Below are 22,444 nucleotides of genomic sequence, written 5' to 3'. Positions count from 1 at the left end.
AGACATGCCGCTGAAACGAGGCGACGGATGACAGATTCACAAAATGCTCCTCCTGTAGAGGACCTTAAATCGCAGGCCAAACGGCTGCGCGAGCGATTGCAAAGCACCGGCACCGTGATCACGCATAGCGCGGCGTTGGAGTTGGTGGCGCACCAATATGGCGCGCGGGACTGGAATACGCTGAGGGCCCGGAGCACAAACCGGATGGAGCTGCATGTCGGGCAGCGGGTTCAGGGGCGCTACCTGGGACAAGCTTTTAGCGGCGAGATTCGCGCGTTGTCCAACCTTGGGGATGGGGCGCATCGTCGTGTGACGCTGCATTTCGACGCGCCGGTCGATGTGGTGCGGTTTGCCAGCTTTTCCGCATTGCGCCAGCGAGTCACCGGTGTGATCGGCTGGGACGGACGGTCGCCCAGGAAAACCTCGGACGGGCACCCACAGTTGGTGGTTGCCCGGAGGGTGACCTGAAACCTGAAGGCTGAGCCTAGGTGCTGAACACCCGTTCGTCCTCCGGTTGGCTAGGCAGGTTTGCGAGGCTCTGCCTCGCGCTCCGGGATATTTACGGCCAGATGAACAGGGGATCCTTCATTCATCTGGCCAAAAATATCCCGGGGGAGCAGCCAAAGGCTGCGGGGGCAGTGCCCCCATTCAGCCCTTGTCACTCTTGCGCAGGCGGTGGGTTATTCTGCGGCCCAGCCGCCGACAGCCTTGACTTCGAGAAAATCTTCGAGACCCCAGGTGCCGCCTTCGCGTCCGTTGCCGGATTGCTTCATGCCGCCAAACGGCGACCCAGCCGCACGGGATTTTCCGTTCATTTCCACCATGCCAGAACGTAGGGCGCGGGCCATCCGGTTGGCGCGGGCCGGGTCCTGGGTCTGGACATAGTTTGTCAGGCCATAGGGCGTGTCATTGGCGATTTCGATGGCTTCCTCTTCGGTGTCAAAGGGGATCATCGTCAGCACCGGGCCAAAGATCTCTTCGCGTGCGACGATCATCTGATTGTCGGCATCGGCAAAGATGGTCGGTTTGACGTAATAGCCCTTGTTCAGACCGTCGGGGCGACCGGTGCCGCCGGCGACCAGGCGGGCGCCTTCGTCGATGCCTTTTTGGATCAGGTCCTGGATCTTGGTCCACTGCAATTCATTCACCACGGGGCCGATATGGCGACCTTCGTCGTGGGCATTGCCGACCGTAACCTTGGCGGCCACTTCGGCGGCGGTTTCAACCGCCCTGTCGTAAATCGGGCGTTGAACCAGCATCCGGCTGGGGGCGTTGCAGCTTTGGCCCGTGTTGTTCATCATGTGCAGAACACCGCGTTTGACGGCCTTTTCGTCTGCGTCCGCAAAGACCACATTGGCACCTTTGCCGCCCAGTTCCAGATGCACCTTTTTCAGCGTGTCGGCGGCGGCTTTGGAAATCAGCGTGCCGGCGCGGGTCGAGCCGGTGAACGAGACCATGTCGACATCCGGGTGGGTGGACAGCTGTGATCCGACGCCCACGCCATCGCCGTTGACCAGGTTGAACACACCAGCGGGGAAACCCGCCTCGTCCATCATTTCGGCAAAGACCATGGCGTTGAGCGGACTTTGTTCGGAGGGTTTCAGAACCATGGTGCAGCCCGCGATCGCGGCGGCGCCGACCTTGAGCGTGATCTGGTTCATCGGCCAGTTCCACGGCGTGATCAGCGCGGCAACGCCAACGGCCTCGTGGATGATGCGGTCTTCGGGGGCGTGATCGCCCAGGGGCTGTTCGAATTCAAACGATTTGGCTGCGCGGATGAAATTCTTCAGGTGCCAGATGCCGGTGCCGACCTGTTGGGTGCGGGCCATGTCGATGGGGGCACCCATTTCGGCCGTCATCGCCTGGGCCAGATCCTCGCCCCGGGTTTTGTAGATATCGACCAGCTTTTCAACCATTGCGATTCGGTCGGCCACAGGTGTGGCCATCCAGCCGGGCAGAGCCGCCTTGGCTGCTGCAACGGCGGCATCGGTATCTGCCTGCGCGCCCAGCGAAATGACGGCACAGGGGTCTTCGGTCGAAGGGTCGATGACCTGGCAGTCGTTCGGTTGCGAGGGGGCCACCCATTGGCCGTTGATATAGAAATCGCGTTTTTCGATCATGATGTCGTCTCCCGAGACCGATTCTCTTCCGACCTGTTGGTCGGCTTTTCGGCGTCACTGTGTCACTGTCGCGCCGGAGGGGCAACAGAGGGATTTTCATAATTTGATCAAATTATTCATCCAGATCCTTGTTCCGCCACGGTGCGCCCGAAAAATCGGCCCGACGCCAATTGGAGGGTGAATCTGAGAAGAATTGTCAGTTGGGGCTGTAACGCGGCGGCAGACGTATTAAGTTGATCGCGAAGATCAACACCACAGAACGCCACAGACAGAGGAGAGCCCCATGGGTTTGCGCATCAATGACACCGTCCCGAATTTCACGGCCGAAACGGACCAGGGCACAATCACCTTTCATGACTGGATCGGCGACAGCTGGGCGATCCTGTTTTCGCACCCCAAGGATTTTACCCCAGTGTGCACCACCGAGTTTTCGGCTGTTGCCCAGCTGAGCGACGAATGGGCCAAGCGGGATTGCAAGGTTATCGGCGTGTCCGTGGATGGCGTCGAGGACCACAAGAAGTGGAAGGGTGACATCGAGAAATACGGCAATGCCGCCGCCGGGTTCCCGATCATCGCGGACGAAGGGTTGGCCGTGTCCAAGGCGTTCGACATGCTGCCGGCCGAAGCCTATATGCCCGACGGGCGCACCCCTGCCGACAGCGCAACCGTGCGGTCTGTTTTTGTCATCGGGCCGGACAAGCAGTTGAAGTTGAGCATGACCTATCCGATGACGGTTGGGCGCAACTTTGCCGAAATCCTGCGCGCTCTGGATGGATTGCAGATGTCGGGCAAGGGCGTTGCCACCCCAGCCAACTGGGTTCCGGGCGAAGACGTGATCATCCCGCCGACCGTTTCAAATGAAGATGCGACCGCCAAATTCGGCCAGTTCGAGACGATTTTCCCGTATCTGCGCAAGACCAAAGCGCCGGAATGATGTGAGCCGGGGCGGGGGGCTGTCTGCCCCCCGGCGTTGCAATCCTGATCGGATTGCAACGCTCCCCCCGAGGATATTTTTGGCCAGATGAAGATGGACCCCCGCACGATCTGCGGGGGTTTTTACATGTGCTGGCGATGGGCCGAGACCTGGGCCCGGTAGACGGCGCGTTTGAGTTCGCGTTCGAGTTTGCTGTGGGGCCCGGATTTCTTTTGAATGGTTGACCCGCCGAGTGCGTCGGTCAGTTCCGAAGCGCCATTGGGCAGGATGGTGTGGATCGTCTGGCCGTGAATCCAATGCATTTGCAAGAAGGTGTCGACGGGGCGGTCGATGGTTTCCGTAGATGCCAGAAGGCGCGCCGCGGCAGCGCGCCCCACCACCTGAGCGACAGTTTGCAGGCCGGGAACGCGGGGCAGAAACAGGCGGGCCTCGCCGAATTGCGCCACGGTCGCCGCCGCGGCCTCGCGGTGTTTGGCGGGCAGGCGGATGAAGTGATCCGGCGTCATGTGATCCGCGATGAGGTGGAGTGCATCCGGCCAGAGGGTCGGATCGACCGACAGGTCGTCTTCGACGATCAAGGCCCACTCCCAGTCCTGGGCCACGATCTTTTGCCAGCAGGCGCGGTGCGACAGAAAACATCCGACTTCGCCGGGCGACAGAGGAAAGGGATAGGACGGGCGATACAAGCTACCGGCAATCGGGGCGCACCCGCCGGTGGCCATCACATCCTTGCCGATGACGGCGTCAACAATCTGGGCGTTTGGCAGCGTGTCGCGCAGTGTCGCCACATTGGAGGCCCGTTTGGTGTCGCCTGGCATATGGATGATCAGTGAGTGCATGAGTCCTGAATAGACTGCAACATGGCGCAAAGAAAGGCCCAGCGGCGCACAGGCGGAGCCTAGGCGGCGGACAGGCAGGTCGGTAAACGAGGTCGCCCACAAAAAAAGGCCCCGCATGTTTCCATGCAGGGCCTCGTGTTGGTCAGGTCGATCTTCAGGATTCGGGGCTGATTTCTTCGCCGGTTTCCTGGTCCACGATTTTCATCGACAGGCGCACTTTGCCGCGATCATCAAAGCCGAGCAGTTTGACTTTGACTTCCTGGCCTTCCTTCAGAACGTCCGAAGGATGGTTCAGGCGGCGGTTTTCGATCTGGGACACATGCACCAGGCCGTCGCGTTTGCCAAAGAAGTTCACGAAGGCACCGAAGTCGACGATTTTGACGACTTTGCCGGTGTAGATCGCGCCTTCTTCGGGCTCGGCCACGATCGAATAGATCATGTCGTAGGCTTTCTTGATCGAGTCGCCGTTGGGCGATGCGATCTTGATGATGCCGTCGTCGTTGATGTCGACCTTGGCGCCCGACACTTCAACGATTTCGCGGATGACCTTGCCGCCGGACCCGATGACTTCACGGATCTTGTCGGTGGGAACCTGCATGGTTTCGATGCGCGGGGCGTGGACCGAGAAGTCAGCCGCACCGGTGATCGCCTTGGACATTTCACCCAGGATGTGCATCCGGCCGTCTTTGGCCTGTGCCAGGGCTTTTTCCATGATCTCGGGCGTGATGCCTGCGATCTTGATGTCCATCTGCAGCGAGGTGATGCCGTTTTCGGTACCAGCCACTTTGAAGTCCATGTCGCCCAGGTGGTCTTCGTCACCCAGAATGTCGGACAGGATCGCGTAGGAGCCGTCCTCTTCGAGGATCAGACCCATGGCAACACCAGCCACAGCCGATTTCAGCGGAACACCCGCGTCCATCATCGACAGGGAGCCACCGCAAACCGATGCCATCGACGAAGAGCCGTTGGATTCGGTGATCTCCGACACCAGACGGATGGTGTAGGGGAAATCGGTGGACGCAGGCAGAACCGCCTGCAGAGCGCGCCATGCCAGTTTGCCGTGACCGATTTCACGACGGCCGGGGCCACCCACACGACCAACTTCGCCAACCGAATAGGGCGGGAAGTTATAGTGCAGCAGGAAGTTGGATTTGAAGTTGCCGTGCAGCGCGTCGATGAACTGTTCGTCGTCGCCGGTGCCCAGAGTGGTCACAACCAGACCCTGTGTTTCACCACGGGTGAACAGAGCCGACCCGTGGGTCCGCGGCAGCATGCCGGTTTCACAGACGATCGAACGGATTTCGTCGGTCGAACGACCGTCGATGCGTTTGCCGGTTTTGACAACGTCACCGCGCAGGATGCCTGCTTCGAGCTTTTTCAGGGCCGAGCCGAGGTTGGCGTCTGCCAGTTGCTCTTCGCTCAGCGCTTCTTTGATCGCGTCACGGGCGGCGGCAACAGCGGCGGTGCGCTCCTGTTTGTCGCTGATCGCGAAAGCGGCGCGCATCTGGGTGTCACCAGCGGCTTTGACAGCGTCGAACAGTTCCGAATAATCGGCAGGCTGGAAGTCGAACGGCTCTTTGGCGGCGTCTTCGGCCAGGGCAATGATCAGGTCGATCACCGGCTGGATCTGCTCGTGGGCAAATTTCACCGCACCCAGCATTTCTGCCTCGGACAGTTCGTAAGCTTCGGATTCCACCATCATCACGGCGTCTTTGGTACCGGCAACAACCAGGTCCAGACGCTGTTCAGGGTTCAGGCGCAGGTCCTGCATGTCGTCAACGGTCGGGTTCAGAACGTAATCTCCGTCCTCGAAACCAACGCGGCAACCGGCGATCGGGCCCATAAACGGTGCGCCCGACAGGGTCAGCGCAGCCGAGGCGGCGATCATGGCAACCATATCCGGGTCGTTGACCAGATCGTGCGACAGCACGGTGCACATCACCAGAACTTCGTTTTTGAAGCCGGGAACAAACAGCGGGCGGATCGGACGGTCGATCAAACGCGCGGTCAGGGTTTCTTTTTCGGTGGGGCGGGCCTCACGTTTGAAGAAACCGCCGGGGATCTTGCCCGCGGCATAGTATTTTTCCTGATAGTGCACGGTCAGCGGGAAGAAATCCTGGCCGGGTTTCTGCTGGCGTGCGTAGGTCACGTTGGCCATGACCGAAGTTTCGCCCAAGGTGGCGATGACAGAACCATCTGCCTGACGGGCAACCTTGCCCGTTTCCAGTGTCAGCGTTTCTTCGCCCCACTGCATGCTTTTCGTCGTTACATCAAACATATGCGTATCCTAGAAGGGAGCACTCCCGGCCCTCCGGGTCTCCCGTTTTGAATGGCGGCCCCATTGCCGCCGACCCCATGTATCTTTCTTTCGCGTGCCGGGGTCCGGGCACACCGTCTCAGATAGTCGCGGCCATATACGAAAATGCGGCGGATTGAAAGATGTGAGTTGAAGGTGCGGTCGTGAGCTGCGCGACAGCGGAAAAAACCAGGGCACCTTTGGATCATTCAGGCGTGCAACGCGCGGGGCAACCTTGGGTGTGTCAACCGCAGTGACGATTATGGCCTGTGGTGGCCTGTAGGCCAGCGTTCCGATTTGTCACGTGGGTCTGGTCCCCCAAAGTCAGTCTTGATAAGGGCCAGGAGTAATGTGTCTATCCAACCGTGACGCATGCGAACGCGCAACCGGAGGATTCTTTGTTGAGATACATCAAAATAGCTGGACTGATATTGGTGGCGGTTCTTTTGCTTGTCGCTGCAGGGGGGACGCTGATCGGGTATTGGATAAGCGCACCGATTTCGCACGGGGACCAATCGCGCAGTGAGCGGGTAGCGCCGTTTCGTGATGGTCGGTTTGTGAATTTTGAACCGCAGGCCAGCGCCGATGTGACGGTCGCAAGCGTTATCGAAGCCTTTGCAGACCATGAACGCACCAATCCGATCGGCAATATTCCAGTCATCCCGATTGATGCTGAACGACTGCAATCTGCGCCGGGCGCAGGGTTGCGTATGGCGTGGTTGGGGCATGCCGGTGTTCTGGTCGAAATCGACGGGGTGCGGATCCTGACCGATCCGGTGTTGTCAAATCGGGCGTCGCCGGTGTCATTTGCCGGTCCCATGCGGTTTCATAAGCCGCCAATCGGTCTGTCTGAACTGGGTGGTATTGATGCGGTTGTCATTTCCCACAATCATTATGATCATCTTGACGCGGCAACAGTCCGTCATCTTGCCAAACAGGGGACCCAGTTTTTTGTTCCCTTGGCCAACAAGGCACAATTGCTGATCTGGGGTGTTCCGGAGACGCAGGTCACCGAGCTGGACTGGTGGGAGGAAGGGTCGATTGCGGGACTCAGAATCGTTGCGACCCCGACGCGTCATTATTCCAACCGGGGGACCTTTGATTACAAGAAGACGCTTTGGTCCTCATGGTCGGTTATCGGCCCCAACAACCGCTTTTTCTACAGCGGAGACACCGGTTATTCAAAAGTGTTTTCAGAGATTGGTGCCCGGTTTGGGCCATTCGATGCAACCATCATCAAGGTTGGCGCATATGGACCGGGCGACGCCTGGCACGATATTCACATGACACCGGAAGAAGCGGGACAGGTTCACGTTGACGTCAAGGGCGCAAAGATGTTGCCCGTCCATTGGGCAACGTTCAATCTGGCCTACCACCCCTGGGATGAACCCATCATTCGGGCTTTGGCCATTGCCGAGCAGAAACAAATCGATCTGGTTACGCCCCAGGTTGGGGAAATCGTCGACATGAAAGAGGACAAAGAGTTTTCGAACTGGTGGGAAGATGTCGAGTAGGGGGTGAACCCCACCTATTAAAACATGTGTCTATCCACCGTTTCGACTGCTTTCGCATTCTGGCCCAACCGAACTTTGCCTTGGGTCTGGGGCGGTATTGAGCGGTATTGAGCGGCTTTTGGTGTGTTGGTGATCGCCGGGCATGCGGCCTGTGGCTGCCAACTGGTTCGCGAGGTGTTGCTGATCCGATTGAAACGCGGATATCGCAAGGCCCAAAAAAAAACGCCCGGGCGGAGCCGCGGGCGTTTCTTTGTAGGTACCTGGTGGGTCCGGCCTTAGCGGCGGATGCCCAGACGCTTGATCAGGTCCTGATAGCGGGCAACGTCTTTACCTTTGGTGTAGTCCAGCAGCTTGCGGCGCAGGGCAACCATTTTCAGAAGGCCACGACGACCGTGGTTGTCCTTCTTGTGGGTTTTGAAGTGCTCGGTCAGGGTATTGATGCGCGAGGTCAGGATAGCAACCTGGACTTCAGGCGAACCGGTGTCGCCTTCGGTGATTGCGAATTCTTTCATCAGGCGGTTTTTTTCTTCAACAGTGATCGACATCGGGGTCTCCTTTGCAGGGTTGATGTGAATGGCGCAGGCCGGGATGTCGTCCAGCACAGGCCCATGGAGATATCCGCCACCGAAAAATTCAAACGAATGATTCCGACGTCGGATGCGCGCATATAGGCGGTTTTCACGGGGTTGGCAAAGGAATTCTGGTGCAATCCGTTTGGGGTGTCAGGCCGACATGCCAAGCGATCCGGCCGTCGCACTGTTGACCAGCATGATGTCCTGGGCCGTCAGGTTGCCCATCCCGTGAACCGACGCAACCATGGTGCCATTGATCACGATATGCTGCAGGTCCGGGTTGTCCGGGTCGGATTGGACCGAAACGTCGGCTTCGGTGTCCGAATCCCAGACCATGACCAATTGGTCTTCGGCTTCGTTATAGTCCACGATCGTGGCGGCCTGGTCATCGGTGATCCAGTCCCCCAGAACAATCGAGTCCGCGCCGCTGCCTGCGGTCACGATGTCTCCGGCACCGGTAATGATGACATCATTGCCGTCGCCGCCGTTCAAATAGTCAATGTCGGAATTCTGACCGGCGACCATATGATCGACGACGCCGGAAATGACATCGTCACCCCGCCCGCCAAACAATGTGTCCGCGCCCAGGCCCCCGTTCAGGGAGTCATTGCCATCGTTGCCATGCAGGGCATCGTCTCCGGCACCACCGTGCACCGTGTCATTGCCCTGGCCACCGTGGGCCGAATCATTGCCGGCGTCGCCCACCATCTGGTCGTCGCCATAATGGCCGAACAGGGTGTCGTCGCCGTCGTTGCCGGTCAATTGGTCGTTGCCCGCGTCGCCGTGCAGGACATCGGCCCCGCCGCCGCCCCACAGGCTGTCGTCGCCATCCGCGCCGTACAGCCCATCATCGCCCTGATCGCCCCATACCCGGTCGTCGCCGTCATAGCCGTTGATCTGGTCATCACCGGATTTGCCGGACAACAGATCGTCCGCGTTGCTGCCGACCATGATATTGTTGTCGGCATCGCCCGAAACGAGGACCGGAGAAGGGTCGGGGGATTCATCCGCGGTGTCCTGTGTCGCGGGCTGCGATTGAGAGGCCAATGAAGGGTCGGATGAGGAGGTTTGGTCGCCGGCTGCGCCCTGATCATACTCGTCGGTCTGCACATACCCTGCGTCGTTGCCGTCCTGCTGTCCGACGCCGGCCAAAAGGTCACCGGCGGTGGCCTCTTCGTCTTCGGAGCCATCCGGTGACCGGTTTTCTTCGTCGGCCAAGGAGTCATCCGCAGCGGTTTCGTCCTCTGAATCCATTTCAGACAGCACGACACCGCCGATGGCCATCAGGCCAATCACGCTGGCAAGTAACATCATAACACCACACTCCACGCATATTGCGCCCCATAGTCATCATCGGCCATTTCGGTGGGGTTGGTCAAAGCCAATCGCGCAACCCGGTTAACGGTCGATTGTCGCCCCATCGGCCACAACCCATGGGCATGGGCGCTGGACATAGGCGATATACAGAGGGTGTTTCGGGTGTCCTGCCTTGCTGAGTCCCAGATGGTGGAGGTCGATCCCGCGCGACCGCAGCATCTGTTCCACGGCTGTGCCGCGGTGACGGTGCGCCCCATGGGTTCCCCAGGCGGCGATGATCTGGTCCGCCCAATCGGCAGCCTTCAGGATGGCCTGATCATTGTCGGCTCCGACGGGGTCGGACGCGGAGCGCATGTTGCGCGGGTCAGTGTCCCGCCAGGCAAAGATATTGGTCGCACAAAAGCCGCCAAACCCCAGCGCCCGGGCCCGACGTTCGCAGCGTTCGATGGTCGGATCGTTTTGAACCTCGGTGGCTTTGGACGGGTTCAGCATGACAAAATTCACCCGCTGCCCGGCCGGATCCCACACCCGTGTCAGGCTGTAGCGATAGCGTTCGCAATCGGAATAGACGGCGGTCGACGGGGCGTCGCCTTTGGTATGGGAGCGGGTGATCATCGGGATGTTCTACGGGCAATCCGGTCTGTGGCCAACCCGGTTTACCCGCCCGCCCCGATTGTCGGCTCCCCTGTTTGTCGGTTCAGTCGGGCAGGTTGAAGACGCGGCTGGGGTGCAGTTCACCGGATTTATACCGCCCCACAGCCACCGGACGTCCCTGATATGATGCCCAGGCTTCGTCTCCGTATTCGACATCTGTTGTCGGCAGGACCATGCCGGGATTGCCGTTGCGCAACCGGGTGGCCCCTTCGGGTTGGCATTTCAGTTCGGGCAGATCAGCCAAGCCTTCTTCGAGCGGACGCAGGTAGTTGTCCAGGTCCGGCGTGCGGGCCAATTCTTCGATCCGGTCCCAGGTCAGCCCGTCAGCGGCATCAAAGGGGCCCGACCAGATGCGGCGCAATTCGCGCACATGACCATGACAGCCCAGTGCCGCCCCCAGGTCCCGCGCGATAGAGCGGACATAACCGCCCTTGCCGCAGGTCATTTCCAGGGTGACGTGATCGGCGTCGGGGCGGTCGGTCATGACCAGTTCCTCGACCCACAGCGGCCGGGCGGCCAGTGTGATGTCTTCGCCATCGCGGGCCAGTTTATAGGCGCGCTGGCCGTCGATCTTGACCGCGGAAAATTTCGGTGGAACCTGCATGACGTCGCCCAGGAAGGGCAGCAGGGCCTCTTTGATTGCCGCGTCGGACGGGCGGTCATCGGATTGCGCGATCACTTCGCCTTCGGCGTCATCGGTGTTGGTCGACTGTCCCAGCCGCACGGTAAAGGTATAGGCCTTGAGCGCGTCGGTAATATAAGGGACGGTCTTGGTCGCTTCGCCCAGAGCGACAGCCAGAACGCCGGTTGCATCCGGGTCCAGGGTGCCGGCGTGGCCGGCCTTGTTCGCGTTGAACGCCCAGCGCACCTTGTTCACCACGGTGGTCGATGTGACCCCGGCGGGTTTGTCCACCACGAGCCAGCCCGAAATATCGCGTCCCTTGCGTTTGCGTCCCATGATAGCCCCCAGTTCCAGACAAGGCGCGCCGGGTACCCCACCCGGACCGGTCTGTCAATTGCAGTGAAGACCCCTGACAGGGACGATGGCCCGATCGCCGCCCCGATCGCGGGCCGAGTGGTCAGTCGGCCACAACCACGCCGACAATGGGACCCATGGCAAATCCGGCATCATTGCGCCGCAGATCCGGTGCATAGAGCCGTGAGATATTACCGTCGAAATACAGGGCGTTCGGCAGTTTCAGATAATCGCGGAACAGGCGGCCAAATTCGTGGAAGGTCACGGTATCGCGCGAAATCGCAAACACCGCGCGGGAGCCGTCCGCCGTGGTGCCGACCCCGTTCCGCAGATAGCGTGAGGTAGAATCCGGCAGGAACCGTGGGTGCAGGTCGCCATCAATCACCAGCATCGGGCCGGATTGGGTGGCATAGGTACAATCCGGGGTCCGGGCCATATAATCCCGTGTTTCGATCACATCGGCGCGGGTGTCGCGAATGCAGAACACGCCGTTTGGCAGGAGGCCGAAATTGCCGGGCCCGGCATTTGGGATCACCCGCATGCGCTCCTGGCCGTTTTCGACATAGTGACCGACGGGTGAGCGGTCCGAATGGTACATCCCGGCATTCATGGCAAAGCCAAGGCGCGCGCCCTGGGGGCTCAGCTGTGCGTTGATGCGCCCGAACTGGCCCAGGATCTGACCGTCGTCATCGTGTAGAAACAGCCGCAGATCTTCGCGGGCCGTGTCGATGTCACAAACCGTATATCGGGTGTCGTCAAATGTGATGTTCCGGCACTCTGCCGCGGCCAGCGGCCCTGCGGCCAGCCCCAGCACCAGGCAGAGCAGCCGGAGAGTCAATCTTCGAGATCGCGGCGCACCGCGTCCTGTTCCAACATGCGCCGGGTATCGTCCATCCGGTCAAATGTTTCATCCAGCCGGAACCGCAGGTCAGGTGTGAACCGCAGATCCAGCTGCTTGCCGATCATGTGGCGCAATTCGCCCTTGTTGCGGGCGAGCAGTTTCAGCACGTCGTCCTTGCCCTGTCCGCCCAACGGCAGGACATAAGCGGTCGCGATCCCCAGGTCTCCGGTGACCTGAACCTCGCCCACCGTAATCGACATGCGATTGAGATCGGTGTCGTGCACCTCGCCGCGCATCAGAATCTCTGACAGGATTCTGCGAATCAATTCGCCCACACGCAGCTGTCGCTGCGATGGACCGGTACCAGTTTGGGATTTGTTCTTAGCCATAACTCACGATCTATGCCGAAACCGGGGCTTTGCCAAGCCGCGCGCGAGAGGATAGGAGAGGAAACGCGACAAATAAGGAGCCGCAAGATGACGCACAAGCCAGGGATCGTGATTACCGGAGCATCGGGCCGCATGGGACAGATGCTGATCAAAACGGTGATGGAGAGCGACAAGGCAACCCTGGTCGGGGCTGTCGAACGGCCCGGGCACGATTGGGTCGGCCGCGACGTGGGCGAGGCCATGGGTGGCGCGGCCATTGGCGTGATTGCGACCGATGATGCGCTCGAGGCGTTTTCGCAGGCGCAGGCGGTGATTGATTTCACGGCCCCCCAGGCAACGCTGGAATTTGCGGCGCTGGCGGCTCAGGCGCGCTGTGTGCATGTGATTGGCACCACCGGCATGAGTGACGCGGAAATCGCCGCGTTGGAACCGGCATCGCGCCACGCGGTGATCGTGCGGGCGGGCAACATGAGCCTGGGTGTGAACCTGTTGGTGCAGCTGACCAAAAAGGTCGCCGCCGCGCTGGACGAAGATTTCGACATCGAGGTGATCGAAGCCCACCACCACCACAAGGTGGACGCGCCATCCGGGACGGCGCTGATGCTGGGCGAGGCCGCTGCCGAAGGGCGCGGCGTGGCCCTGAACGATGTGTCGGATCGGGGCCGTGACGGCATCACAGGGGCCCGCAACCGCGGCGACATCGGGTTCACCGCGATTCGCGGTGGCGATATTGTTGGCGAACACGACGTTCTGTTCGCAGCTGCCGGAGAGCGCATCATCTTGCGCCACATGGCAACGGACCGTGCGATCTTTGCCCGCGGGGCGCTCAAGGCGGCGCTGTGGGGGCAGGACAAAACACCGGGTGCCTATGACATGGTGGATGTGCTGGGGCTCTGATACTCGAGACCGAAAGCGGCCAGTGGCCGCTGCCTCCGGCGGGAGTTTTTCAGGCAAGATGAAAGGGAGCGCTGGCTCTGCGGCTTCATCTCGCGGAAAAACTCCGGGGGTGAGGCCAAAGGCCGAGGGGGCAGAGCCCCCTGATCCCGTCGCTTGCGGGGTGTCTTAAAAATCTATGGCAATGCCCTTTTTTTCCCAATCGCCATACCGGGCCGGGTCCGGGCCGTCGCGTCCACCCAGCTCCTTTGGAAGGGCGTCCTGTTTTGCGGCCGCCTTGCGACGGGCGTCGGCTTCGGCCAGGGCGCGCTGGGCGGCGGGGGGCAGGTCTGTGGTATCTGGTGTGGGCTGATCGCTCATCGCGGGTTCCTTTATCCTGATGTCATGATATACGCCCCCGTCGTACCGGCACAACCCAGCGCCAAGGAGCCAAAATGTCCCAATCTGTCCCACAGGCCGCCACACGGGCCGCCGCACAGGCTGCCACTCAGGCGCGGCGCAGCGCGATCCAGTTGCTTGATCAGATTCTGGGTGAGGGGCGGTTGCTGTCGGAATGTCTGAGCGCCGGCATGCTGGACAAGCTGCCACCCGAAGATCGGGCGCGCGCGCAACGGTTGGCTTTGGAAACCCTCCGCGGGATGGAGCGGGCGGATCGGTTGTTGGACAAGCACCTGCGCAAGAATCCACCGTTGATGGTGCGCAATGCCTTGCGGTTGGGCACCGTGGAGCTGGCCCATGGAGCGGCCAGCCATGGGGTGGTGAATGCGATGGTCGAGATCATCGGCAAACACCGGCGTCACGGCCAGCTCAAAGGGTTGGTCAATGCGGTTTTGCGCAAGATGGCCGAGGAGGTCCCGGTCGAGTGGAACCGGTTGCGGGTGCCGCGCCTGCCGAAATGGCTGCGCGCGCCTTTGGTCCAGGCCTGGGGTGCGCCCGCGGTGGCGGGGATGGAATTGGCCCAATTCACCGGCGCGCCATTGGACATTTCGGGCAAACCTGGCTTGGATCTGACGGCATTGGGTGGCCAGGTGCTGGCCACCGGGTCTGTTCGATTGGACAATGCCGGCCAGGTATCAGGGCTGCCGGGATATGATGCCGGTGATTGGTGGGTTCAGGATGCTGCCGCTGCGATCCCTGCGCGGGTTTTGAACGCGCAGCCCGGTGAGGCGGTGATTGATCTGTGTGCCGCACCGGGGGGCAAGACGTTGCAGGTGGCCGCCGCGGGGGCGGATGTCACGGCGTGTGATTTGTCCGAAGGCCGCATGGCGCGGGTGCGGGAGAATCTGGAGCGGACCGGGTTGAGCGCAACGCTGGTTGTCGGGGATGCGCTGGAACAGGCGGGTCAGTATGACGCCGTATTGCTGGACGCGCCCTGTTCTGCAACCGGGACCATGCGCCGCCATCCGGATCTGCCCCATGCCAAGGACGGATCGGAATTTGGCGCGTTGATTGAATTGCAGGCGCAGATGCTGGCCCATGCCTGGGGGCTGGTGAAACCCGGCGGGCGTTTGGTCTATTGCACCTGTTCGCTGCTGCCCGACGAAGGCGAATGCCAGGTCGAAGAGGCGTTGGATATGTTCGAGGACATGTCGGTGAACCGCGAGGCGTTGCTCCTGCCCGGGGTGGATCCGGCCTGGGTAACCGAAGAAGGCGGATTGCGCTTGCGCCCTGATTTCTGGGCTGATTTGGGCGGAATGGACGGGTTTTACATCGCCTGCCTGCAGAAAGCCGCCTGAGCCTTCTGCAAGGTGGATAAGTCGGTGACACGTGATCCGGCACCCGCTATGCTGGCCGCAAACGCCAAAGAGCGTATGAGGCAACAGAGCATGTCCTACCCTGGAAAGATGGCCAGCCGACGTACCCGGCTGCTGAACAGTCTCTTTGCGCGATTGGCCCGGCGTCAGCGCGCAGCAAAGGGATTCGTGTCACAACCTGAACCGCGCACCGTGGGCAGTTTCGCCCGGGGCCGTCAGATGGTGGCGGGCAATTTGCTGTTCGCGGGTTTTCTGGTCGAATCCAAAGACACCGGGTTGTGGGATGTTCAGGCCCCGAATTTTGATTTTGACGCAGAACGCCATGGGTTTGCCTGGCTGGATGATCTGGCTGCGGTCGGAGATTTTTCGGCGCGCGAAAAGGCCCAGAAATGGGTCTGGGGCTGGATCGAGGCGCATGGCGACGGGCAGGGGCCGGGGTGGACCCCGGATTTGACCGGACGCCGCGTGATCCGTTGGATCAACCACGCCGTGTTTCTGTTGCGCGGCGCGCAGGGGGATCAAAGCAACGCGTTGTTCCGGTCCTTGTCCCAGCAGACCTGGTTTCTGTCCAAACGCTGGAAGGGCGCATCGCCGGGATTGCCCCGGTTCGAGGCGCTGACCGGGTTGATCTATGCGGGATTGGCATTGGAAGGACGCGAGGATCTGGCCGACCCGGCAGTGCGGGCGCTGGCGCATGAATGCGAGGTCCAGATTGATGGCCAGGGTGGTCTCCCGACGCGCAACCCCGAAGAATTGCTGGAAGTGTTCACCCTGCTCACCTGGGCGGCGGCAGCGCTGCACGAGGCCGGGCGCGGTGTGCCCCCTGCACATACGGCGGCGATTGAGCGGATTGCGCCGACCCTGCGGACCCTGCGCCATGCAGATGGTGGGTTGGCGCGGTTCCACGGTGGTGGTCGCGGGCTGGAAGGGCGGTTGGATCATGCGCTGGCAGCCAGCCATGTGGTGGAGCGCCATGCCAACGGTTTGGCGATGGGATATGCGCGGATCTCGGCCAGGCGGACGTCGGTCATCGTGGATGCGTCGCGCCCTCCGAAATCCGCAGCCTCGCACAATGCCCATGCATCGACATTGGCGTTTGAACTGACGTCGGGACGCAGGCCGTTGATTGTCAATTGCGGTTCGGGTGAAACCTTTGGCGTGGAATGGCGCCGTGCCGGGCGGGCAACCCCGTCGCATTCGACATTGTGTCTGGACGGTCATTCCAGCGCCCGTCTGGCCGCGCCGCAAAAAGGCACCGGGTACGAAGCCCTGATCGAAGGGCCCAAGGATGTTCCGTTCGAGTTGAACGAGATCAGCGACGGGTTCCGGTTCCAGGGCGGGCACGATGGCTATGCCCGCCAATTCGGGCTGACCCACGCGCGCACGCTGGAGTTGTCTTTTGATGGGCGGGGGGTGGCAGGCGAAGACATGTTGCTGGCGATGGATGATGCGTCCAAACGTCAATTCGACCAGACAATGGACGCGATGAAGTTGCAGGGAATCGGGTTTGATATCCGTCTGCATTTGCATCCGGACGTGGATGCGGCGCTGGATCTGGGCGGTGCTGCGGTGTCGATGGCGCTCAAAAGTGGGGAAATCTGGGTCTTTCGCCACGATGGGATTGCAGAATTGGGGCTGGAACCCTCTGTTTATCTGGAAAAAGGCCGTTTAAAGCCGCGCGCGACAAAACAGATCGTTCTATCCGGGCGCGCAATGGAGTATGCGACCCGCATCCGGTGGACGTTAAGCAAAGCGCAGGAGACTGCAATTGCGGTGCGTGACCTGAACCGGGACGAACCCGATTTTACCGAATAAGCCTTCACGAAGGACTGCCAAGATATGACCGACCTGCATCCCGTGCGCCGCGCGCTTCTTTCCGTTTCCGACAAAACCGGCCTGATCGAGCTGGGAAAGGCATTGGCCGACCGTGGGGTCGAGCTGTTGTCGACTGGCGGATCTGCCAAGGCGCTGCGCGATGCCGGGTTGATGGTCAAGGATGTGGCCGAAATCACCGGGTTCCCAGAAATGATGGACGGCCGGGTCAAGACCCTGCACCCGATGGTGCATGGGGGTCTGTTGGCGCTGCGCGACAAGGACAGCCATGTTCAGGCGATGACCGACCATGGGATCGGTGCCATCGACCTGTTGGTGGTGAACCTGTATCCGTTCGAAGAAACCGTCGCCAAGGGTGCCGATTATGACACCTGCATCGAAAACATCGACATTGGCGGCCCGGCGATGATTCGCGCGGCATCGAAAAACCATCTGTTTGTGAACGTGGTGGTGGATGTGCAGGATTATGACGCGCTGTTGGCGGAACTGGACGCCAACGACGGTCAGACTTCATACGGGTTCCGCCAGAAGCTGGCCCAGACCGCCTATGCCCGCACAGCGGCCTATGATGCAGCAGTATCGACCTGGATGGCTGGTGCGCTGGCGCTGGAGGCCCCGCGTCGTCGGGCCGTTGCAGGTGAAGTGAAACAGACTCTGCGGTATGGCGAGAACAGCCACCAAAAAGCTGTGTTCTATACCGATGGGACGAACCGCCCCGGTGTGGCCACTGCGGTGCAGCTGCAGGGCAAGGAACTGTCCTATAACAACATCAACGACACCGACGCCGCCTATGAGCTGGTCGCGGAATTCGATCCGGCAGACACTGCGGCGGTGGCGATCATCAAACACGCCAACCCCTGTGGGGTGGCCCGCGGTGCGACATTGGTCGACGCCTACCAGAAAGCGTTTGATTGTGACCGCACCTCGGCCTTTGGCGGGATTGTGGCGCTGAACCAGCCGCTGGATGCAGACACCGCCGCCAAGATCGTCGAGATCTTTACCGAAGTGGTGATCGCTCCGGGAGCGTCGGACGAGGCCAAGGCCATCTTTGCCGCCAAGAAGAACCTGCGTCTGCTGTTGACCGATGGTCTGCCCGACCCGCGCAAGCCCATCGTGGCCTACAAGCAGGTTGCCGGTGGTATGCTGGTTCAGGACAAGGATGTCGGATACATCGGTATGGATGATCTGAAGGTGGTGACCGAAAAGGCCCCGACCGAAGAGCAAATGCAGGATCTGCTGTTTGCCTGGAAAGTTGCCAAACATGTCAAATCCAATGCCATCGTTTATGTCCGTGACAATGCAACCGTCGGTGTGGGGGCTGGCCAGATGAGCCGCCTGGACAGCGCCAATGTCGCCGCCTCCAAGGCGCAGCGCATGGCCAATGAATTGGGTCTGCCCGACAGTCTCGCCAAAGGATCTGCCGTGGCGTCGGATGCGTTTTTCCCATTTGCGGACGGACTGCTGGAAGCCGCCGCCGCAGGTGCGACCTGTGTGATCCAACCGGGTGGGTCGATGCGTGACGACGAGGTGATCAAGGCGGCCAATGACGCAGGTCTGGCCATGGTGTTCACCGGTATGCGTCACTTCCGTCACTAAAGGATGATTGCGATGGGTGCACGTTTGATGTTCTGGGCCGGGTTTTGGGTCTTTTTGGCGGATCAGGCCAGCAAATATCTGGTGGTTCACTGGATGGAGCTGTCCCGCATTCGCAGCATCGACGTGCTGCCGCCGTTGCTGAATTTTCGCTATGGCGAAAACACCGGCATCAATTTCGGGCTCTTTGACGGAGGGTCCGATACCGCCCGCTGGCTGTTGATCGGGTTTTCGCTGGTCGTGTGTCTGGCGGTGGCCGTCTGGGTTCAGCGATCACACCCCCGGCGCCTGATGCAGCTCAGCGCTGGTCTTTTGATCGGCGGCGCGCTGGGCAACGTGGTGGACCGGCTGCTGTATGGCTATGTTCTCGACTTTTTGAACATGTCGTGTTGTGGCATCGAAAACCCGTTTGTTTTCAATGTGGCCGACATTTTTGTCTTTGCCGGAGCGGCGGGTTTGGTCCTGTTCGAGGGGCGCAGCAAAAAGCCCGCGTGACCTCTGGTTTCAAATGGGTTAAAAGCCTCGCAAATAGGCAGGAGTTGGGGCCCATGCGGATCTCGCCATTTATCGTTGTACTGGTCGGTGCCATTGCCGTGTCGGGCTGTGCGCAAAAAGGATTGCGTGACCTGCGCCCGAATGGGCCGGGGCCGGATGAATTCATGGTGCTGCCCAACAAACCCCTGACGCCGCCAACCAATTACAGTGCCTTGCCAGCGCCGACGCCGGGTGGCGGAAATCTGGTCGATCCGACGCCAAAGGCAGATCTGGTTGCGGCCTTGGGTGGACGCTCCAGCGCGCTTGACCCGAATGCGGCAATTCCGGGGTCTGATGGGGCGTTGGTCACGGCTGCGAGCCGGTATGGCGTTGAACCGGGTGTGCGCAGTTCGCTGGCGACCGAAGATGCGGCCTATCGCAAACGGGCCAGACGTACGGGGCGGATCAAGCTGTTCCCGGTCGACCGATATGCACAGGCCTATCGCAAAGAGTCGCTGAATCCGTTCAATGAGACCGAGAAATTCCGTCGCTCCGGGTTTGGGACACCGTCCGCTCCGCCAAGCGACCTGTAAATCCGCCAATATCCTCACAATTGCGATATGACTTCTTGTCTGTGGCCACGGCTGACGTAGGTTACAGGCATGTCGCAATTGGAGGACTATGCATGATCCGCAGGATCGTATGCGCCGCCGCCCTGTTCGGGTGGATCGGCACCGGGTCATCAGCCGCCCCGGATGAAGCGGTGACAACATTTACGTTGCAAAACGGAATGGATGTCGTGGTGGTCGAAGATCACCGCGCGCCGGTCGTGCAGCACATGGTCTGGTATCGCGCCGGATCGTCGGATGAACCCAAGGGACAATCCGGAGTGGCTCATTTTCTGGAACATCTGCTGTTCAAGGCCACGGACACATTGGAAGCCGGAGAATTGTCGGCAACCGTGGCCGCCAATGGCGGGCGGGACAATGCGTTTACCAGCTATGATTACACCGCTTATTATCAACGCATTGCCGCGGATCGTCTGGAATTGATGATGCGAATGGAAGCGGACCGGATGCGCAACATCCGTCTGACGGAAACCGATATCGTCACCGAACGTGATGTTATTCTCGAAGAGCGCAACCAGCGAACCGACAACAATCCCCGTGCGTTGTTTGGCGAACAATTGAATGCCGCGCAATATCTGAACCACCGCTATGGGGTGCCGATCATCGGGTGGCGTCACGAGATGGAAGAGCTGGATATGGACGACGCGCTGTCGTTCTATTCAACCTATTACGCGCCCAACAATGCAATTCTGGTGGTGACCGGAGATGTCTATCCTGATCAGGTGCGGGCCTTGGCCGAACAGTATTATGGCGTGATCCCTGCCAATCCGGAGCTGCCCGAGCGGTACCGGGCGCAGGAACCGCCCCAGACGGCCGAACGCCGTTTGATCTTTCGCGATGCCCGTGTGGCGCAGCCCTATGTGCATCGGTCCTATCTGGCCCCTGAACGCGACGCCGGTGACCAGGAAGAGGCCGCCGCCCTGTTTCTGCTGGCCAAACTTTTGGGCGGTGGGACCACGTCTTATCTGACCAACAAATTGCAGTTCGAAACCCAGACCGCCGTCTACAGCGGGGCCTTTTACAATGGCGTTGCCCTGGACGAAACCAGTTTTGGTTTGATTGTTGTTCCTGCCGAAGGGGTGAGTCTGCAGCAGGCCGAAGACGCGCTGGACCAGGCCGTTGCCGGGTTTATTGCGGAGGGCGTGGATCAGGAGAAGCTGGAGCGGATCAAATTGCAATTGCGGGCTTCGGAAATCTATGCCCGGGACAATGTGGACGGGATCGGCAACCGCTATGGGCGGGCGCTGACCAGTGGACTTACGATCGAGGATGTTCAGCAGTGGCCGGATATCGTGCAGGCCGTTACGGGCGAGGAAATTATCGCAGCAGCCCGTGATCTGTTCCAACCGGAGCGGTCCGTCACCGGATGGTTGATGCGGGATGAGGAGAAGACCCAATGAAACATCTGCGTCTGATCTGGGCGACCGCGGTTGCTGTTGTCCTGGCCTTGCCAGTGCAGGCCGAAATCAAGATCCAGGAAGTCGTGTCGCCTGGCGGGATCACGGCCTGGCTGGTCGAAGAGCATTCAATTCCCTTTACCGCGCTGGAATTGCGGTTCCGCGGCGGGACGTCGCTGGATGCGCCGGGCAAACGCGGGGCGATCTATCTGATGTCCGGGCTGCTCGAGGAAGGGTCGGGGGACCTGAACGCCCAGGAGTATGCCCGTGCGGTGGAATCTCTTGCGGCGTCGTTCGCCCATGATGCCCGCAGCGATTCGATGTCGCTGTCTTCCCGGTTCCTGACCGAAAACCGCGATCAGGCCGTTGACCTGTTGCGCGATACCCTGATGAAGCCCCGGTTTGATCCAGACGCGTTGGAACGGGTGCGCGCGCAGGTGCTGTCCGGCCTGAAGTCGGACGCCAAAGACCCCGGAGCCATCGCCGGGCGCACCTTTGCCGAGGCCGCCTATGAGGATCATCCCTATGAAACCGATGGCAAGGGCACGACCGAGAGCGTGTCCGCGTTGACCCGTGACGACATGTTCGCCGCGCACCGGGCCGTGTTTGCCCGGGACCGGCTGTATGTGTCGGCCGTCGGTGACATTACGCCAGAAGAGTTGGGAGAGCTGTTGGACCGCCTGTTGGGCGATCTGCCGGACACCGGGGTCGCGTTCCCGGTCAAAGCCGAGGTTGCAATTCCTGGCGGTGTGACAGTGGTCGACTATGATACCCCGCAATCCACGGTGATGTTTGGCCATCAGGGTATTGACCGCGATGACGATGATTTCTTTGCCGTTTACGTGATGAACCAGATTTTGGGAGGCGGGTCGTTTGAATCCCGTCTGATGACCGAAGTCCGTGAAAAACGCGGGCTGACCTATGGGGTCTATTCCTATCTGGTGCCCAAGGATCTGGCATCCTTGTACATGGGCAGCGTGGCGTCTTCGAATGACAAGGTCGCCGAGGCGATCAAGGTGATCCATGATGAATGGACACATATGGCGACCGAAGGGGTGACACCCAAGGAGCTGGAGGACGCCAAGACCTATCTGACCGGTGCCTATCCGTTGCGATTCGATGGCAATGGCCAGATTGCAGGGATCATGGTCGGGATGCAGATACAGGGATTGCCGATCGACTACATCGCGACTCGCAATGACCGGATCAATGCCGTCTCGTTGGAGGATATCAAACGGGTTGCGCGCGAATGGTTGAAACCCGACGGTTTGCATTTTGTCGTGGTGGGAAGACCCGACGGGTTGGAGACCACCACCAATTAAAACAGAAAAGACCGCCCTTTTGGGCGGTCTTTTTCGAATGACAGATACGCCGGTTGGTGGGGTTCAGATCACATAGGCCCCAGATCAGGCGGGCCC

21 protein-coding genes are annotated in these 22,444 nt (G+C 60.5%); 11 read left to right on the top strand and 10 right to left on the bottom strand.

Going from position 1 to position 22,444, the window contains the following annotated elements; genetic code table 11:
- Positions 1 to 27 precede the first annotated feature (27 nt).
- Positions 28 to 468, top strand: coding sequence for a glyoxalase superfamily protein (locus tag QEZ52_RS20515; RefSeq protein WP_406646722.1), 441 nt, complete (start codon positions 28 to 30; stop codon positions 466 to 468).
- 212 nt (positions 469 to 680) lie between these two features.
- Here the strand turns inward: QEZ52_RS20515 and QEZ52_RS20510 are convergent, their stop codons facing one another.
- Positions 681 to 2,120, bottom strand: coding sequence for an aldehyde dehydrogenase family protein (locus QEZ52_RS20510; RefSeq protein WP_406646720.1), 1,440 nt, complete (start codon positions 2,118 to 2,120; stop codon positions 681 to 683).
- 283 nt (positions 2,121 to 2,403) lie between these two features.
- On the opposite strand from QEZ52_RS20510, the gene QEZ52_RS20505 reads away from it, so the two are divergent.
- Positions 2,404 to 3,054 (top strand): peroxiredoxin, encoded by a 651-nt coding sequence (locus QEZ52_RS20505; protein WP_406646718.1) that lies wholly within the window; start codon positions 2,404 to 2,406, stop codon positions 3,052 to 3,054.
- 122 nt (positions 3,055 to 3,176) lie between these two features.
- On the opposite strand, the gene QEZ52_RS20500 is transcribed toward QEZ52_RS20505, so the two are convergent.
- The gene (locus tag QEZ52_RS20500) at positions 3,177 to 3,893 is read right to left on the bottom strand and encodes a glycosyltransferase family 25 protein (protein ID WP_406646716.1); all 717 of its coding nucleotides are present in this window, start codon (positions 3,891 to 3,893) and stop codon (positions 3,177 to 3,179) included.
- Positions 3,894 to 4,047: 154 nt separating this feature from the next.
- Complete coding sequence (gene pnp, locus QEZ52_RS20495) at positions 4,048 to 6,171, bottom strand: polyribonucleotide nucleotidyltransferase (RefSeq protein WP_406646714.1); 2,124 nt, start codon at positions 6,169 to 6,171, stop codon at positions 4,048 to 4,050.
- A 452-nt stretch (positions 6,172 to 6,623) separates the two neighbouring features.
- On the opposite strand from pnp, the gene QEZ52_RS20490 reads away from it, so the two are divergent.
- The gene (locus QEZ52_RS20490; protein ID WP_406646712.1) at positions 6,624 to 7,703 is read left to right on the top strand and encodes an MBL fold metallo-hydrolase; all 1,080 of its coding nucleotides are present in this window, start codon (positions 6,624 to 6,626) and stop codon (positions 7,701 to 7,703) included.
- A 275-nt stretch (positions 7,704 to 7,978) separates the two neighbouring features.
- Here QEZ52_RS20490 and rpsO read toward each other — a convergent pair whose 3' ends face one another.
- From rpsO to rbfA, 6 genes are all read right to left on the bottom strand, one after another.
- Positions 7,979 to 8,248, bottom strand: a complete 270-nt coding sequence (rpsO, locus tag QEZ52_RS20485; RefSeq protein ID WP_406646710.1) for a 30S ribosomal protein S15 — start codon at positions 8,246 to 8,248, stop codon at positions 7,979 to 7,981.
- A gap of 177 nt (positions 8,249 to 8,425) precedes the next feature.
- Positions 8,426 to 9,589, bottom strand: coding sequence for a calcium-binding protein (locus tag QEZ52_RS20480; protein WP_406646707.1), 1,164 nt, complete (start codon positions 9,587 to 9,589; stop codon positions 8,426 to 8,428).
- 84 nt (positions 9,590 to 9,673) lie between these two features.
- A complete protein-coding gene (locus QEZ52_RS20475) occupies positions 9,674 to 10,207 on the bottom strand; it encodes a DUF1643 domain-containing protein (protein WP_406646705.1) in 534 nt (177 codons plus the stop codon).
- A gap of 82 nt (positions 10,208 to 10,289) precedes the next feature.
- Positions 10,290 to 11,204, bottom strand: coding sequence for a tRNA pseudouridine(55) synthase TruB (gene truB, locus QEZ52_RS20470; protein WP_406646703.1), 915 nt, complete (start codon positions 11,202 to 11,204; stop codon positions 10,290 to 10,292).
- Positions 11,205 to 11,325: 121 nt separating this feature from the next.
- Positions 11,326 to 12,060 carry a phosphodiester glycosidase family protein gene (locus tag QEZ52_RS20465; RefSeq protein WP_406646701.1) on the bottom strand — a complete coding sequence of 245 codons (735 nt, stop codon included), beginning with the start codon at positions 12,058 to 12,060 and terminating at the stop codon, positions 11,326 to 11,328.
- On the bottom strand, positions 12,057 to 12,452 hold the full coding sequence (gene rbfA, locus QEZ52_RS20460; RefSeq protein WP_406646699.1) for a 30S ribosome-binding factor RbfA: 396 nt from the start codon (positions 12,450 to 12,452) through the stop codon (positions 12,057 to 12,059). The genes QEZ52_RS20465 and rbfA overlap by 4 nt, the downstream gene beginning before the upstream one ends.
- Before the next feature lie 87 nt (positions 12,453 to 12,539).
- Between rbfA and dapB the strand changes: the two genes are divergently transcribed.
- A complete protein-coding gene (dapB, locus tag QEZ52_RS20455; protein ID WP_406646697.1) occupies positions 12,540 to 13,349 on the top strand; it encodes a 4-hydroxy-tetrahydrodipicolinate reductase in 810 nt (269 codons plus the stop codon).
- 165 nt (positions 13,350 to 13,514) lie between these two features.
- Here dapB and QEZ52_RS20450 read toward each other — a convergent pair whose 3' ends face one another.
- Entirely contained in the window at positions 13,515 to 13,706 is a 192-nt protein-coding gene (locus QEZ52_RS20450) for a DUF1674 domain-containing protein (RefSeq protein ID WP_406646695.1), read from the bottom strand.
- Positions 13,707 to 13,780: 74 nt separating this feature from the next.
- Between QEZ52_RS20450 and QEZ52_RS20445 the strand changes: the two genes are divergently transcribed.
- The 7 genes from QEZ52_RS20445 (at position 13,781) to QEZ52_RS20415 (ending at position 22,348) form a co-directional block, all read left to right on the top strand.
- A complete protein-coding gene (locus tag QEZ52_RS20445; protein WP_406646693.1) occupies positions 13,781 to 15,082 on the top strand; it encodes an RsmB/NOP family class I SAM-dependent RNA methyltransferase in 1,302 nt (433 codons plus the stop codon).
- Positions 15,083 to 15,172: 90 nt separating this feature from the next.
- Positions 15,173 to 16,915, top strand: coding sequence for a heparinase II/III family protein (locus QEZ52_RS20440; RefSeq protein WP_406646691.1), 1,743 nt, complete (start codon positions 15,173 to 15,175; stop codon positions 16,913 to 16,915).
- Positions 16,916 to 16,939: 24 nt separating this feature from the next.
- Positions 16,940 to 18,529 (top strand): bifunctional phosphoribosylaminoimidazolecarboxamide formyltransferase/IMP cyclohydrolase, encoded by a 1,590-nt coding sequence (purH, locus tag QEZ52_RS20435; RefSeq protein ID WP_406646688.1) that lies wholly within the window; start codon positions 16,940 to 16,942, stop codon positions 18,527 to 18,529.
- A gap of 12 nt (positions 18,530 to 18,541) precedes the next feature.
- Positions 18,542 to 19,021 carry a signal peptidase II gene (gene lspA / locus QEZ52_RS20430; RefSeq protein ID WP_406646686.1) on the top strand — a complete coding sequence of 160 codons (480 nt, stop codon included), beginning with the start codon at positions 18,542 to 18,544 and terminating at the stop codon, positions 19,019 to 19,021.
- 53 nt (positions 19,022 to 19,074) lie between these two features.
- Positions 19,075 to 19,593 (top strand): DUF3035 domain-containing protein, encoded by a 519-nt coding sequence (locus QEZ52_RS20425; protein WP_406646684.1) that lies wholly within the window; start codon positions 19,075 to 19,077, stop codon positions 19,591 to 19,593.
- A 92-nt stretch (positions 19,594 to 19,685) separates the two neighbouring features.
- Positions 19,686 to 21,029 (top strand): M16 family metallopeptidase, encoded by a 1,344-nt coding sequence (locus QEZ52_RS20420; RefSeq protein ID WP_406646682.1) that lies wholly within the window; start codon positions 19,686 to 19,688, stop codon positions 21,027 to 21,029.
- Positions 21,026 to 22,348, top strand: a complete 1,323-nt coding sequence (locus tag QEZ52_RS20415; RefSeq protein WP_406646680.1) for a pitrilysin family protein — start codon at positions 21,026 to 21,028, stop codon at positions 22,346 to 22,348. The genes QEZ52_RS20420 and QEZ52_RS20415 overlap by 4 nt, the downstream gene beginning before the upstream one ends.
- Positions 22,349 to 22,444: the final 96 nt, after the last annotated feature.

Source organism: Aliisedimentitalea scapharcae (genome assembly GCF_045277565.1).
In the GTDB taxonomy this organism is placed as follows: Bacteria; Pseudomonadota; Alphaproteobacteria; order Rhodobacterales; family Rhodobacteraceae; genus Aliisedimentitalea; species Aliisedimentitalea scapharcae.
The sequence above is the reverse complement of the archived record's forward strand: the minus strand, read 5'-3'. Positions and strand labels throughout refer to the sequence as shown.

Bases quoted from the DNA above. Each gene is read 5' to 3' on its own strand.
- QEZ52_RS20515 (WP_406646722.1), top strand. From the start codon at position 28: ATGACAGATTCACAAAATGCTCCTCCTGTAGAGGACCTTAAATCGCAG.
- QEZ52_RS20510 (WP_406646720.1), bottom strand. From the start codon at position 2,120: ATGATCGAAAAACGCGATTTCTATATCAACGGCCAATGGGTGGCCCCC.
- QEZ52_RS20505 (WP_406646718.1), top strand. From the start codon at position 2,404: ATGGGTTTGCGCATCAATGACACCGTCCCGAATTTCACGGCCGAAACG.
- QEZ52_RS20500 (WP_406646716.1), bottom strand. From the start codon at position 3,893: ATGCACTCACTGATCATCCATATGCCAGGCGACACCAAACGGGCCTCC.
- pnp (WP_406646714.1), bottom strand. From the start codon at position 6,171: ATGTTTGATGTAACGACGAAAAGCATGCAGTGGGGCGAAGAAACGCTG.
- rpsO (WP_406646710.1), bottom strand. From the start codon at position 8,248: ATGTCGATCACTGTTGAAGAAAAAAACCGCCTGATGAAAGAATTCGCA.
- QEZ52_RS20480 (WP_406646707.1), bottom strand. From the start codon at position 9,589: ATGATGTTACTTGCCAGCGTGATTGGCCTGATGGCCATCGGCGGTGTC.
- QEZ52_RS20475 (WP_406646705.1), bottom strand. From the start codon at position 10,207: ATGATCACCCGCTCCCATACCAAAGGCGACGCCCCGTCGACCGCCGTC.
- truB (WP_406646703.1), bottom strand. From the start codon at position 11,204: ATGGGACGCAAACGCAAGGGACGCGATATTTCGGGCTGGCTCGTGGTG.
- rbfA (WP_406646699.1), bottom strand. From the start codon at position 12,452: ATGGCTAAGAACAAATCCCAAACTGGTACCGGTCCATCGCAGCGACAG.
- dapB (WP_406646697.1), top strand. From the start codon at position 12,540: ATGACGCACAAGCCAGGGATCGTGATTACCGGAGCATCGGGCCGCATG.
- QEZ52_RS20450 (WP_406646695.1), bottom strand. From the start codon at position 13,706: ATGAGCGATCAGCCCACACCAGATACCACAGACCTGCCCCCCGCCGCC.
- QEZ52_RS20445 (WP_406646693.1), top strand. From the start codon at position 13,781: ATGTCCCAATCTGTCCCACAGGCCGCCACACGGGCCGCCGCACAGGCT.
- QEZ52_RS20440 (WP_406646691.1), top strand. From the start codon at position 15,173: ATGTCCTACCCTGGAAAGATGGCCAGCCGACGTACCCGGCTGCTGAAC.
- purH (WP_406646688.1), top strand. From the start codon at position 16,940: ATGACCGACCTGCATCCCGTGCGCCGCGCGCTTCTTTCCGTTTCCGAC.
- lspA (WP_406646686.1), top strand. From the start codon at position 18,542: ATGGGTGCACGTTTGATGTTCTGGGCCGGGTTTTGGGTCTTTTTGGCG.
- QEZ52_RS20425 (WP_406646684.1), top strand. From the start codon at position 19,075: ATGCGGATCTCGCCATTTATCGTTGTACTGGTCGGTGCCATTGCCGTG.
- QEZ52_RS20420 (WP_406646682.1), top strand. From the start codon at position 19,686: ATGATCCGCAGGATCGTATGCGCCGCCGCCCTGTTCGGGTGGATCGGC.
- QEZ52_RS20415 (WP_406646680.1), top strand. From the start codon at position 21,026: ATGAAACATCTGCGTCTGATCTGGGCGACCGCGGTTGCTGTTGTCCTG.